Origin of the sequence: Streptomyces sp. NBC_01261 (genome assembly GCF_036226385.1) — a bacterium.
Lineage (GTDB): Bacteria > Actinomycetota > Actinomycetes > Streptomycetales > Streptomycetaceae > Streptomyces.
In genome coordinates, this window is the sequence record NZ_CP108463.1 from 4,449,992 (window position 1) to 4,462,378 (window position 12,387).

Annotated in this window: 12 protein-coding genes; 4 read left to right on the top strand and 8 right to left on the bottom strand. The window is 72.8% G+C overall.

Features of this window, described 5'->3' with window-relative positions:
- Nucleotides 1–39: 39 nt before the first annotated feature.
- Together OG226_RS19170 and OG226_RS19175 are read left to right on the top strand one after the other, a co-directional pair.
- Entirely contained in the window at nucleotides 40–432 is a 393-nt protein-coding gene (locus OG226_RS19170) for a DUF3592 domain-containing protein (RefSeq protein WP_329349559.1), read from the top strand.
- Entirely contained in the window at nucleotides 408–1,670 is a 1,263-nt protein-coding gene (locus tag OG226_RS19175) for a DUF418 domain-containing protein (RefSeq protein ID WP_329349560.1), read from the top strand. Before OG226_RS19170 ends, OG226_RS19175 begins: the two co-directional genes overlap by 25 nt.
- On the opposite strand, the gene OG226_RS19180 is transcribed toward OG226_RS19175, so the two are convergent.
- The 8 genes from OG226_RS19180 to OG226_RS19215 form a co-directional block, all read right to left on the bottom strand.
- The gene (locus OG226_RS19180; protein ID WP_329349561.1) at nucleotides 1,567–3,390 is read right to left on the bottom strand and encodes a TraM recognition domain-containing protein; all 1,824 of its coding nucleotides are present in this window, start codon (nucleotides 3,388–3,390) and stop codon (nucleotides 1,567–1,569) included. The genes OG226_RS19175 and OG226_RS19180 overlap by 104 nt on opposite strands.
- Complete coding sequence (locus OG226_RS19185; RefSeq protein ID WP_328679405.1) at nucleotides 3,378–5,156, bottom strand: ATP/GTP-binding protein; 1,779 nt, start codon at nucleotides 5,154–5,156, stop codon at nucleotides 3,378–3,380. Before OG226_RS19185 ends, OG226_RS19180 begins: the two co-directional genes overlap by 13 nt.
- Complete coding sequence (locus OG226_RS19190; protein ID WP_328679407.1) at nucleotides 5,153–6,646, bottom strand: SCO6880 family protein; 1,494 nt, start codon at nucleotides 6,644–6,646, stop codon at nucleotides 5,153–5,155. Before OG226_RS19190 ends, OG226_RS19185 begins: the two co-directional genes overlap by 4 nt.
- Nucleotides 6,647–6,814: 168 nt before the next feature.
- Entirely contained in the window at nucleotides 6,815–8,047 is a 1,233-nt protein-coding gene (locus OG226_RS19195; protein ID WP_328679409.1) for a hypothetical protein, read from the bottom strand.
- 1 nt (nucleotide 8,048) lies between these two features.
- Nucleotides 8,049–8,804 carry a hypothetical protein gene (locus tag OG226_RS19200; protein ID WP_328679411.1) on the bottom strand — a complete coding sequence of 252 codons (756 nt, stop codon included), beginning with the start codon at nucleotides 8,802–8,804 and terminating at the stop codon, nucleotides 8,049–8,051.
- A 13-nt stretch (nucleotides 8,805–8,817) separates the two neighbouring features.
- A complete protein-coding gene (locus OG226_RS19205) occupies nucleotides 8,818–9,105 on the bottom strand; it encodes a hypothetical protein (protein WP_328679414.1) in 288 nt (95 codons plus the stop codon).
- 80 nt (nucleotides 9,106–9,185) lie between these two features.
- The gene (locus OG226_RS19210; RefSeq protein WP_328679416.1) at nucleotides 9,186–9,470 is read right to left on the bottom strand and encodes a hypothetical protein; all 285 of its coding nucleotides are present in this window, start codon (nucleotides 9,468–9,470) and stop codon (nucleotides 9,186–9,188) included.
- Nucleotides 9,467–10,339 carry a hypothetical protein gene (locus tag OG226_RS19215; protein ID WP_329349562.1) on the bottom strand — a complete coding sequence of 291 codons (873 nt, stop codon included), beginning with the start codon at nucleotides 10,337–10,339 and terminating at the stop codon, nucleotides 9,467–9,469. Before OG226_RS19215 ends, OG226_RS19210 begins: the two co-directional genes overlap by 4 nt.
- Nucleotides 10,340–10,515: 176 nt before the next feature.
- On the opposite strand from OG226_RS19215, the gene OG226_RS19220 reads away from it, so the two are divergent.
- Nucleotides 10,516–11,346, top strand: coding sequence for a lytic transglycosylase domain-containing protein (locus OG226_RS19220; RefSeq protein ID WP_328679420.1), 831 nt, complete (start codon nucleotides 10,516–10,518; stop codon nucleotides 11,344–11,346).
- Nucleotides 11,347–11,357: 11 nt separating this feature from the next.
- Nucleotides 11,358–12,245, top strand: a complete 888-nt coding sequence (locus OG226_RS19225) for a hypothetical protein (protein ID WP_329349563.1) — start codon at nucleotides 11,358–11,360, stop codon at nucleotides 12,243–12,245.
- Nucleotides 12,246–12,387 lie beyond the last annotated feature (142 nt).

The window sequence follows — 12,387 nt, forward strand, 5'->3', positions numbered from 1 at the left end:
TGTGCGCGAAGAGGTACGACGGCCGGTGAAGGGGACCGTATGGACGCCAGGTTGCTGCTGCTCGCTCTGTGCACGGGGGTGGGTCTCGGGTTTCTCCTGCTCGCCGTAAGGCAGTTGATGACCGTGGCGCGGTTGTGGGTGCGCGGAGTGCTCGTGACGGGCACCGTGACCGCGCGGGTGCCGGGCGACCGGCGGCGCACCGGGCTCGTGGTCTTCACCGACCACCTGGGGCGGACCGCCGTCCTCGATCCGGGGGCGTACGGGCCGCTGCGCGGACTGCCTCCGGTGGGCGGGACGGTGCCCGTGTGCTACCCGCGCGATCGCCCGACGGCGGCCCGGTTGTGGACTCCGCGGTATCTGATGTCGCCGGCGTTCGGGTGGTTCCTGACGGCGACCGTGGCCTTCGTGTGCGGGACCCGGCTGACGCGGTGAGCGGGCGCGAGACGGTCGGTCCCGGGCGGGTCCAGGACGTCGATGTGCTGCGCGGGTTCGCCCTGTTCGGCATCCTGCTCGTCAACGCCCAGCTGATGGCGGGGCCTTACACCGCGTTCGGCGGTGGCCCTCATGCCTCGGGCGCCGACCGGGCCGCCGCCTGGGCGGTGACCGCGACCACCACCCTCTATCAGCTGTTCTCGTTCCTCTTCGGCTACAGCTTCGTCCTCCAGGAGCGTGGTGCCGGGAAGCCGGACAGCGGCGGCTCCGCCGGGCGCCGACTCCGGCGTACGGCGGGGCTGTTCGGCCTCGGGCTCCTGCACGCGGTGCTGCTCTACACCGGCGACATCCTGATGACGTACGCCGTCCTGGGACTGGTCCTGTACGGCCTGCGCGGGCTGGGTCCCCGGGCCGCGCTGCGGGTCGCGGTCTGTCTGGTGGCGGGCCTCGCGGTGCTGCTGCTCGGGTACGGGCTGCTGACCGTCGCCTTCACCGAGCCGGTCACCCCGGCGCAGTACGCCCCCGAGGTCGCGCGCGATGTGGCCGCGTATCGCGGCGGTTTCCTGTCGGTCGTCGGGGCGCGTCTGCGCGAACTGCCGTCGACCATGGGCGCGAACGTGCTGTACGCCCCCGACATGCTGGCGGCGTTCCTGGCCGGCCTCGCGGCGGCGAGGGCGGGCCTGGTGGAGCGGCGCGGCCGGGACCGGGCCTGGCTCAGGCGGGTCGTCGTACGGTGGCTGCCGGTCGGTCTGGCCGGCGGGATCGTCACCGCGTGCTGTGCGAACGGGCCGCTGGACAGCCGCTGGTTCCTGGTCGGACACGCGGTGTCGCTGCTGACCGCGCCCGCGCTCACGGCGTCGTACGCCTGCGGCCTGCTCCTGCTGACCGGCGCGCTGCGCCCGGCGGCGGGCCGTGTCCTGGCCGCCTCCGGGCGCATGGCCCTCACGCAGTACCTCTCCCAGTCACTGGTCCTCGCCCTCGTCTTCACCGGCTACGGCTTCGGTCTCTACGACCGGGTCGGCACCGCCGTCGTCCTCGCCGGGTGTCCGGTGCTGTACGGCGCCCAACTCGCCCTCGGTGCATGGCTGATGGGGCGGGTGCGGTACGCGCCGGCCGAGCTGGTGCTGCGGACCGTCACGCTGTGGCGGCGCCCCGGTAGTCGTCCATCTCCACGACGTTGTCCTTCTCCAGGGTCGGACCCAGGCCCGGCAGCAGACGAGCCGCTGCGCGTTCCGTGATCGCCGCCGTCTCCGCCTTCGCCGCCGCCGAGATGACCCCGGCGCCGGGCTCCTTGTACCAGGGGCGCAGCCGGATCAGGGCCGGCTTGACGCCGGTGGCGAGGAGCAGGGCGGTGCCCTTGGGGAGGGCGCGGATCCTGTCGGGCGGCAGGACGGACTCCTGACGGTAGGAGTACGAGCGTGAAGTGCCGTCCTTGCTGCGGGAGATGCTCGGGGTCTTCACGTCGTGCTGGCCGACCAGGGTGGAGATCTTCTGCACGAAGTCGGCGTCGTCCAGGCCCGCGCCGAGCAGTTTGACGGTCGCCGCGCTCCACAGCGCGTCCATCCCGACCTCGCCCCACACGCGGGCGCCCTGACGGTAACTCTGCAGCAGGGTAACGACGTTGATGCCGCGCGAGCCGAAGTGCGAGTAGAGGTCGGGGAGATCGGAGATGCGGCACACGTTGGCGGCCTCGTCGAGGACCGCGGTCAGCGGCGGGTCGAGCCGGCCGCCCATCCGCTCGGCCGCCACGACACCTGCCCGCATCGTGGCGTCGGCGAGACCCGCTATGACGCCCGCCGCCGAGCCGCCGCCGTCCTTGGAGAGGAGGTAGAGGGTGTCGGTGCCCAGGACGTGTTCGTGCGGGCGGAACTCCGGGAGTTGGGGGTCGGGGGTGACCCAGGCGAGGATCTCGGGGTCGAGGAGGCAGGACGCGGTCTGGCGGGCGGTCTCGTAGATGCCGTCCCGGGTCTCCACCGCGCCGCGCACCGTGCCCTGCAACTGCTCGGCCATCGCGACGAGTCCGACCTCGCGGAGCAGGTCGATGGGGGTGCGGTCGGCGGGGTCGGCGAGCCAGGCGAGGAGTTCCTGCAGCGGGGCCCGGCCGCGGGCGGCGGCCAGGAACAGGGCGGTCAGGGTGTTCTGGGCGGCCGAGATCCAGAAGTCCTTCTTCGCGGTGTCGTCGTTGACGGACGCCACGAAGTGACCGGCCATCCGGCGGGCGCCCTCGATGGTGTGGCACTCGCCGAGGATGTTCCACCACATGGCGCGCGGGGCGTGGGCGATGCCCTGCGGGTCGAACGTCCATACCGTGCCCGCCTTCTCGCGCTGGGCGCGGGTGACGGCGTAGACGTCGGACTTGTTGGAGGTGAGCAGGACCGCGCCCTGGGCGCGCAGCACCCGGGGGACGGCGATGCCGGTGGACTTGCCGGCGCGGGGCGCCATCAGGTCGAGCTCCACGTCCTCGTAACTGCTGCGCAGTTCGGGGCCCTTGGGGTCGAGGTCGCCGATGAGGTTGCCGGTCTCGTCGGGGTGGACCTCCGTACGGCCCTTGAGGGTGGGGCGCAGTTCGCGGGCGCGGGCCTCGATGCCCTTGGGGCACATGGCGGCGAGTTCGCGCTTCCCGGCGAGGCCCTTGGGTGCCCTGCCGCGGTCCATGAAGAAGTTGACGACGAGGGCGGCGGGCACCGCGATCAGCGCCATCAGGCCGAACATCCCGGCGTAGAGCACGGCCGTCGGGGTGCCCGGCCACAGCGCGGTCGGTCCGTGGGCGATCAGCGTGGAGACGGTGGACATGGCGAACGGCGGGGCGTCCCAGCCGCGGCCGGAGAGGCCGGCGCCGAAGGTGCCGCCGGCCCAGACGACGGTGAACGCGAGGATGCCGAAGGCGGCCAGCGCGGCGATCGCCCACTGCAACTGGTCGCCGAGGTCGGTACTGCGGGGCCCGCTCACACCGTCCACCCCCCGGGCGACGCCTCTACGGCCGGGAAGCCCGGGTCGCCGGGGAGGGCCAGCGGCAGGGGTCCTTCCCGCGCGACCCGTGCGACCTCGGCGGCGGCGCGGGCGGTGGCCTGCTCGATGGCCGCCTCGTTGGTCGTCCAGCGGGTGTTGGTGTTGTGCAGGTCGCGCTCGGCGTCGGTGATGGCGACCTTGATCGGGATGCCGGGACGGCCACCGACCTTGATGAGGAACCGGCCGCGGCCCGGGGGCTCCTCGTCCTCGCCCCGCACACCCCAGCCGGGCGGCGAGGACCAGGACGACACGAGTTCGATCTCGCGGCGGGAGAGCCCGACGACCTTGCCGAGGTCCTCCATCTCGGTCTTCGGCAGTCCGGCGCAGACGACCATGCCGGCCCGCTCGACGAAGCCGCGCGCCTTGGCCCGGTCGGCGTCGGTGCCGAGGGCCTCGGCGTCCTTGAGGGTGTGGGTGATCTTGGCGTCGCCGAGGCCGAGGGAGCGGTTGAGGCGGGTGAGGGCGTCGATGCGGTCGACGATGCCGGAGGCCGCGCGCAGCGGACGCCACAGCTCGTCGAGCACGGTGAAGAACCAGCGCCGGGGGGCGAGTCCGGCGTCCGCGAGGGCGTGCGAGGCGGCGACCGTGCCCAGGCCGTCGGACCAGGCGGCGAGCATCGCGGCGGCGGTGAGCTGGGTGTCGGCCTCGCCGATGCCGGAGATGTCGATGCACACGGCGGGCGCGTTCGCGTCGATGCGGGTGGACGTCTCGGAGGCGAAGGTGTCGCCGAGCGGGCCGTCGAGGATGCCGAGCAGGGAGCGGTGCAGCGGGTCCACGGCGTCCCGGTAGCGGGTGTCGTCGCCGCGGTCGAGGGTGACCGCGCGGACCCGGTCGGGGCCCTCGGTGAGGACCCGCAGCACGTCGGGCAGCAGCACGCTGCGGCCGGGCCGGGTGCGTTCGCGCAGGTGGTGCAGGACGGCGGAGAGCACGGACTGTTCGTGGTCGTCCATGGGCCGGCCGCGCACGATGGTGATGAGGGCGGCGACCATGTTCAGCACCCGGCCGTGGGCCTCGGCCTTCAGGACCTCGCCGGCCTCGCCGCCGACCTTCGCGGCGGCCTCGCCCATGGCGCCCGGGTCGAGGACGTTGATGCCGCCCCGGCCGCGGCCGATGGAGATGACCTGGCCGCCGAGCGCGCGCACGGTGTCGGCGTAGTCGGGCTTGAGGTCGCCGAGGACCAGCGGGACGACACCGGTCGCGGCGAGCCCGATCAGCATCCGGTTGATGAGGGTCGACTTGCCCAGGCCCGGCATGCCGAGCATGAACAGGGAGGGGTTGGAGATGTACCGGGCCCGGGTGAACCAGTTCAGCGGGTCGCCGCAGACCGTGGCACCGGTGAACAGGTGCTGTCCGAGCGGCACTCCGGTCATGGGCGAACCCGAACCGGCGGCGAACGGCCACATGCCGCAGGCCTGCACGGTGGTGGCGCGCCACATGGTGGGCGGGTCCATGTACCCGACGCGGCCCCCGCCGGCGCCCTCCCAGCCGCGGCCCGGGACGTACGGCTCCCGGGGCCTGGCCGGGGCCTTGCCCTTGCCGCCGCGCCTGGCGTCGGACTTCGCCCTGGCCTTCGCGGACTTCGTCGCGGCGGCCTCGGCCCCGGAACCGTCCAGGCCGACCAGACCCGACCCGCCCGCGGCCAGGTCCCGGAGCGCCCGCTCCTCGGCCAGCAGGTCCGCGCGCTCGGCCAGCTTCTCCTCGCTACGGCGGCTCACAGCGCCTCCTGCAGTTCGTGCGGGACGAGGGTCTGTTCCCACGGAAGGATCCCGGCGGGCAGGGTGCAGCTGAACGCGGCGGCCTGCATCCGGTCGGCGGGGCGCATCAGCACCCGGGACGCCGCGGTCAGGTTGCGGACGGTGACGCTGGCGTCGGCGAGTTCCGCCAGGCTGTCGACGGTGACCGTCAGCATCAGGGAGAACTCCACGAGTCCGGCGCCGGCCGCCTCCTCGGCGGCGGTCTGTTCGGCCGCCCGCACCTCGGAGGCCGCACGCGCCTGGACCATGCCCTTGCCGGACGTGGCCATGAACTGGGCGCTGCGCCGGTCGGCCTCGACGATGCGGGCCGAGGTGGCGGGGTCGATGGCCCGGTAGACCAGGGCGACCCGCTTGCGCCGGGTGCCGGGGGCGGCCTCCAGCATGCCGCGCAGCACCGAGGAGCGGACGGTGCCGCGGGGTGCCAGGGTCAGCATCCAGGTGCGGGAGACACCGGAGTCGTGCTGGTAGGCGTTCACCGTCTCGACGGCGGCGGCGGGACCGGCGTCGTCCCACTCCAGGCCCGTTCCGCCTTCCAGGGCACGGGCGTTGAGGACGTCGGCGGCGACGGCGGGGTCGTAGGCGACCCGGACGACCTCGGCGATCCGCTCGGACGACAGCGGGTACGCGGCACCGCCGCCGGCCGCGACGAGCCCGCTGAGCAGGCCGGGGATGCGGATGGCCAGTTCGGTCATCACGTCCTCCTTCCTGCGCTTCTGGCCGGCCGGGTTGCCGTAGGTGAGGGTGACGTAGGTGTGCATCTCGGAGGAGGCGCTGGGGTAGCGCTCGACGACCTCCTCCATCACGGCGCGGGCGGCGGCCGGCGCGTTCGGGTGGATGCGGGGCAGCACCTCGTGGGCGAGCCGGGTGCCGGGGTCGGGGGCGGTCTCCACGATCACGGTGGCGCCCTTGAGGCCGGGTTCGTGGGAGAGCCGGGCCAGCCACTCGCCCCACAGCGCGACCCAGACGTCGACCTGGTCCGGGTCGATGAGCGAACCGCCGTCGGGGTCGCAGCCCAGGACGATCGTGTACAGGTCGCGCTGGGGGTGGTGCAGGATCCCGAAGGGGCGGTCGTAGGCGTCGCGGCCCTCGCTCGCGGTGACCTTGTTGAGCAGGCCCGGCGGGCGGAACCGGCCACCGGGACGCGCGGACAGCGGGCCCGAGACGTAGAGGTGCGAGCCCGCGGCCTTCCGGCGCCACCAGCCGACGCGCAGGGCGAAGAGCTGGTAGACGTTGCGGCCGTCCTGGGTGCGGATGGTGAGCGGGATGAGGAACAGGACGACCGGCACGAACACGACGAGCGCCGCGTACAGCGAGATCAGCGATGCCAGCAGGGTGGCGACGAGGCCGCCGAAGATCACGAAGGTGCCGAGGAGTCCGAGCGGTCCGAGCCCCGCGCGCCTCGGCCTGCGCCAGTTCCCGTAGGTCGGATGGGAGACGGCTTCCGTGGCCATGTGACCGGTTTCCTTTCGTGAGGAGATGGGGGTGCGGCGTGCGTCGAGGGCCGGTGGGGAGGCCGCCGGACGCCCTGGGGGAAGGGCGCCCGGCGGTCGTTCGTCAGGGGAGGCGACGCCGGGCGGAGGTGCGGACGCACGGCCCGGGTGTCGTGGACTCCCCCGGGCTCACTTGTTGTTGCCGAGTTCTCCGTCGGCCCCCTCGACGGCGCCGGAGACGGTCGAGCTCGCGACCTGGGTCGCGGCCACGGCCGCGAGGATCGCCATACCGGCGGGGCCGCCCATCGCCGCCGCGGCCTCCTTGCCCGCACCGCCCGCGGCCTTGCCCGCACCGCCACCGCTCTTGCCCGCACCGCTCGGACCTCCCGAGCCGGACGCGCCGTCGGAACCGCTGCCGCCGGACGCGCCGTCCGAACCACTGCCGCCGGACGCACCGCCGGTGCCGCTCGCTCCGCTCGGGCCCTTCTGTCCGCCACCGCCACCGCCGGACCCACCGCTCATGGCGGCGACCTGCACCGCACCGCTGGCCAGCTGGCTGCCCGCCTGGCCCATGGAGGCCATCGGGTTGCCGGTGCCCATGGCAGCGGCGGCGGGTACGACGAGTTTCAGCAGCGCGGGGAGCGCGATGGCGGACAGCAGCATCACGCCGATACCGGCGATGCGGGTGTTGACGTCGGCGCCGGTCGGGCTGTTCTGGCCCGCGGTGATCATCGACATGCCGGCGTTCAGTACGAGGGCGACCGCGGGCTTGTAGAGCAGCCAGGAGATCATCCAGCCGATGTGCTTGCGCCACCAGCCGGCGCCCCAGTCCGTCATGGAGGCCGCGGCGGCCATCGGAAGGGTGCCGAGCATGATCATCATGACGCCGAGCCGGATGTACATCAGGATCGTGTGCAGGATCCCCGCGAGCAGCAGCAGGAAGGCGAGGATCAGCAGCAGGAAGGACTGGATGTTGCTGTTGTCGCCGCAGGCGCCGATGTTGTCCAGCGCCTTCTGCACGGAGTCGTCGAACAGGTAGGTGGAGTAGTTGTCCGCGACCCTCGCGGCGGCCAGGCAGATGGTGGTGGCGGCGCCCGAGACGAGGACGACCCGCATGATGCCCTTCAGGGCGGTGACGCCCGCGGTGCCCCTGCGCTCGATCGCCATCTTGCCGGCGGCGAACAGCAGGGAACCGACGGCCAGATAGACCACGATCCACGATGTCTTGTTGCTGAGGTCGTGCGAGGTGGTCGTGTCGTCCAGGGTCGGGACGGTCTTGGCCAGCCCCGCGAACACCGCGATCGCGGCGGCGAGGATCGTCTTCGCGATCAGGCCGATGACCGTCCCGACGGGGTCGCCGAGAAAGCTGAAGAACCCGGTGATCGCGTCCGCGAGCGGATTCCCGTTGCTGCAGGCCGCCATGTCAGGCCCCCCAGAGTGTGTAGCCGACGGCGCTCTGCTCGGAGGCCAGCTGCGAGTACAGTCCGCCGCTTTCGTCGGGCTGGATCTTCCAGTCGCCACCGCTCCAGCGCACGTAGACGGTGGTCTTGGCATAGCCCTGGTCGTTCTTGATCAGCAGCCCCACGGTCGCCGCCCTGTCCGTGTACGAGGTCACCCGGAAACCGGCGTACGACGAGGTGGTCGGGGCGGTGTCCGAACCGTCCGTGTCCGGCACGGCGGTGCGCTGGAACACGAAGAGTTCGCGTCCCTGCCCGGCGACCACCTGCTGGTCGGTGACGGTGCGCCACTGGGTTCCGCTCATCTGGGTGGGGATGTCGGTGGCGGCCAGCACGGCGCCCATGGGGGTGTGCGCGAAGCACCACCACACGGCGCCCTGCATCCTGGTCGGCCCCGCCGAGGCGGAGACCGGCACCCGCCCGATGCCGAGCGTGTGCCAACTGATGTCCTTCGGCACGGACGTGGGTATCGCGTCGCCCGCGCTGTCGTCGGTGCGGCAGCCCGCAGGACGGCCGTCCTTCTTGGTGACGGTGCCGGACAGCGGGCCCTTGGACGCCGACGCCCCGCCCCGGTCGGCGGTGCCCGAGCCGGACGTCAGCGTGGCGGTCACGCCCAGGACGACGACCAGCGCGAGGAACCCCGCCGACGCCTGCCAACTGCGCTGTTTCCAGTACGGCCCGGACTCCTCGGACCGCTGTTCTCCACGCTTGAGAATGCCCACTGCCCCGCGCCCTCTAGTTGAAGACGAACTGGACGAGCGGGCCGGCCGTGGCCACCAGCACACAGCCGCCGAGCACCATGCCGAGGCGGCTCATGTGCTCCGAACTCTCGCCCCGCTTCACGGAGATGGCCATCATCGCGCCGGTCACCAGGACGCCGCAGACGCCGGCGGCGGTGCCGGCCCAGGCGAGGATGCCGAGGACGAGGTCGACCTTGGTGGTCAGTTCGGAGGGGGCGTTGCTCGTCGGCTGCGGGACGGTGGCGGCGAGGATGCTGGAGGCTTCGTGGAGCGTTGCGGACATGAGGGTTCTCCGAGGAGTCGGCGCCCGGCGTGCGCGGTGGGCGAAAGGGTGAACGGGCGGTACGGGAAGGCCTGTTGGGCTCAGGGACCTTGCAGGGTCAGGTCGCCGAGGAACGTGACGAGCGGACCGGCCGAGGTGGCGACCACGCAGGCGAGGACGACGAAGAAGACCCCGCGGAAGTGCTCACCGCCCTCGCCCGGGTCGCCGCGGCGCAGCTGGAGCGCCATCTGCATGCCGACGACGATCAGTCCGGCGACGCCGCAGGCCGAGGCGCACCAGGAGAGGGTGTTGATGATCAGCTGACCGTCGCCGCCCGGGTCGAACCCGTCGGCCAAGTACCGCGTGGCGGTGAGGAGTTGGCTCACGACAGGGCTCCCTCGCCGTAGACGTCGCTGCCCACCAGCCGGGAGAGCGTGACGAGTTGCCCGGGGATGTGCTTCAGCCGGCCGTCCGTGCGCCATGCCGGGATCCACGGCACGCGGTGCACGCGGGCGACGGAGCGCAGCACCCGGATGCGGCGCAGCAGGCTGAGCGGCAGCCGTCCGGGGGCGTCGGCGACGAGCACCACGGCCAGCAGTTCGAGCCCCTGCGGGGCCGTGCCGTCCCTGAGCGCGCCGAGCGCCTGGGACACGGACCGCAGTCCGCTCGCGCTGGTCCGGCCGACCAGGACGACCCGGTACGGCTCGCCCCGCGCGGGCTCCGGCCAGCGGGCGCCCATGTCCACGCCGCCGAGGGCCTCGACCAGCGAGGTGGCGCCGGAGCCGCCGTGCGCCTTGACCCACCCGACGTCCTCACGCGGCCTGCCGCGCCCCGCCGTCCTCGGCCGCGTCGGCCGGCCCGAAGTGACCGTGCGCGCGGGGGCGTTGGACCGGGGGGCGGCCTGCCGCGGGGCGGGCGCCATGGTCCCGGGGCCGGTGGTCTGCCGTACGGCGGGGGCCGCCGGCCGGGGAGCGACCGGAGCGACCGGCCGCGGGGCGGGCTCCACGACGGGCTGCGCCCGCGGTGCCGGCGCCCCCTGCCGTACCGGTGCGGACGGCAGCCCACCGCCGAAGCCCTGGTGCGGGGAGTACGCCGTCTGTCCGACGGGGGCCTGGTATCCGGCGGGTGCGGGAGGTCCGACGGGGGCGGCCGTGCCGCCGTCCGCCGCCGGGCGTGCCGGCTGCGTGGACTGTGCGGACCTGGGCCCCCGTACCCATGACCGCGGGTCCGGCTGTGGTGCCGAAGGAGTGCTCATGATGTTGTCCCGCCCCCCTCTCGCCTCGTGCTTCCGCTGTTCTGGCTCATCCGGTTTCCACTGTTTTGAACTTTTTCGCTGCGGGGCCCGTTTCGGTCTACCGGGTCCGACGGACAGCACAACGGGCCATGTGGCCACAGCGGTTCAAGACGAACCGAAGAAGGCGGAGGACGCGGATGGGTGCGGGAGACAGCGAGGACGGCGCGGGCTCGAAGGCCGTCATGTACGGCGTGGCCGGCGCCGGCGTGGGCGGCTGCGTGATGATCCCGCTCGCCGTGGCGGGCGCCGTACCGTTGATCATCATCTTCGGCGGGCTCGGGGTCCTGCTGGCCCCGCTCATCGCGCTGATCCTGCTCTTCGGCGGAGGCGGCGGCAGCGCCGACGACTACAGCGGCGACAACGACACCGCGAACCAGATGATCGTCATCCTCCAGGGCGACGGGAAGGGCGAGCTGGACACCGCCACCGTCCCCTCGGACCTGGTGGACCCCATCCAGAAGGCCGGCGAGGAGTGCGATGCGATCGGCCCGATCGTCATCGCCTCCCAGCTGGAGAAGGCGTCCGGCTTCAACTCGACCCTGGTCGGTCCGAAAGGCGAGACGGGCATCTCACAGCTGACACCGGACATCTTCGCCAAGTACGGCAAGGACGACGACGGCAACGGCAAGACGCAGGCCACGGACAACAAGGACTCGATCATGGCCCTGGGCCGCTACATGTGCGATCTGGCGGGCCAGGGACAGACGTTGCTCGACAACGGCACGGTCGTGAAGACCACCGACAAGGACGGCAACACCACCAACAGCGTCCTGGACCTCGCCCTGGCCGGCTACGCCATCGGGATGGACGCCGTGACGGCGGCCAAGGGCGTCCCGCAGTCGAACGACGCCCTGAGCTACGTCCTCGCCATACGTGCCCAGTTCGCCAAGTACCAGGGCGTCGGCGCCCCGCCCGCCGGCGCCACCCCCGGCGTCACACCCACCGACACCGCCACTTCCGGCACATGAGGAGGACAGCCATGGAGACCACGGTCATGGAGACGACGGTCATCGACCAGTTCAAGGTGCACATCTCCGACGACGGACTCGCCGAGATCGACGGACACCCGCTCGTCCCGATGCCGGGCCAGTCCGTGCACGAGGCGGTACTGGACCAGTTGCAGCGGTACGCGCAGGAGCGCGCCGTCGCCGTCGAGGCGACGGTGAACGACGGTCCCGGCGCCGCCCACTTCGTCCTCCAGGTGTCGCCGGACGGTTCCAGCCGCGTCCTCGACATGGAGGAGGCGGCACCCCCGGAACCCGAGACAGCCCTCGTCGCCGCCACCCCTGCCCCAGCCCCTGCCCCAGCCCCTGCTTCAGCCCCTGCCCCTGTCTCCGCCGTCGCCTCCGCGGTCGCCCGCGCCCGTGCCATGGCCGCCGCCCGTGCCTCCGCCCCCGCGCCCGAGCCCGCTGCCGACGGACTCCCCGCCGAACTCGCCGAACGGCTCGGCCGTATCAACGCGTTGGCGACCGCCGGCCGGCTCGACGAGGCGTTCGCCGACGCGACCGCGCTGCGCGTGAGCCTGGCCGGTTCGGTGGGCGCCGAGCATCCGCACGCGGTGGAGGCGCGGGCCGTGGAGGCGTACCTCGCGCATCTGCGCGGCGACTACCGCGAGGCCGTCGTACTGGCGCTGGCCGTGGCCCGGATCCGGTGCGGGGCCGGGGACGAACGGGCGCCGACGGAGGTGGCGCGGGCGGCGGCGGCCTGGCAGCAGCTCGACGACTCCCGGACCGCCGTCGCCCACGGACGCGAACTGCTGCACATGTGGGGCGTGTTGAACCGTCGTGGTCCGCTGCCGCCTGGCCACGTCGAACTCGCCGAACAGGTCCACAGATATGTGCAGGCGCTGGAGGCGGCCTACGCCTGAACCCCGCGCACCGGCACTGACCGGCCCGTCAATCGCCTCGTACAACGGGCGTCAAACGGACGTGGACCGTCCCTCGGAACACTCCCTTCCCCAGGAGACCCGGCTCCGGCCCGCAACCGGCCGGAGCCGGTCAGGCGGAGAA

What these genes read in the sequence shown, in the direction of transcription:
- OG226_RS19170 (WP_329349559.1), top strand. Translation starts at nt 40, where the DNA reads ATGGACGCCAGGTTGCTGCTGCTCGCTCTGTGCACGGGGGTGGGTCTC.
- OG226_RS19190 (WP_328679407.1), bottom strand. Translation starts at nt 6,646, where the DNA reads ATGGCCACGGAAGCCGTCTCCCATCCGACCTACGGGAACTGGCGCAGG.
- OG226_RS19195 (WP_328679409.1), bottom strand. Translation starts at nt 8,047, where the DNA reads ATGGCGGCCTGCAGCAACGGGAATCCGCTCGCGGACGCGATCACCGGG.
- OG226_RS19205 (WP_328679414.1), bottom strand. Translation starts at nt 9,105, where the DNA reads ATGTCCGCAACGCTCCACGAAGCCTCCAGCATCCTCGCCGCCACCGTC.
- OG226_RS19215 (WP_329349562.1), bottom strand. Translation starts at nt 10,339, where the DNA reads ATGAGCACTCCTTCGGCACCACAGCCGGACCCGCGGTCATGGGTACGG.
- OG226_RS19220 (WP_328679420.1), top strand. Translation starts at nt 10,516, where the DNA reads ATGGGTGCGGGAGACAGCGAGGACGGCGCGGGCTCGAAGGCCGTCATG.
- OG226_RS19225 (WP_329349563.1), top strand. Translation starts at nt 11,358, where the DNA reads ATGGAGACCACGGTCATGGAGACGACGGTCATCGACCAGTTCAAGGTG.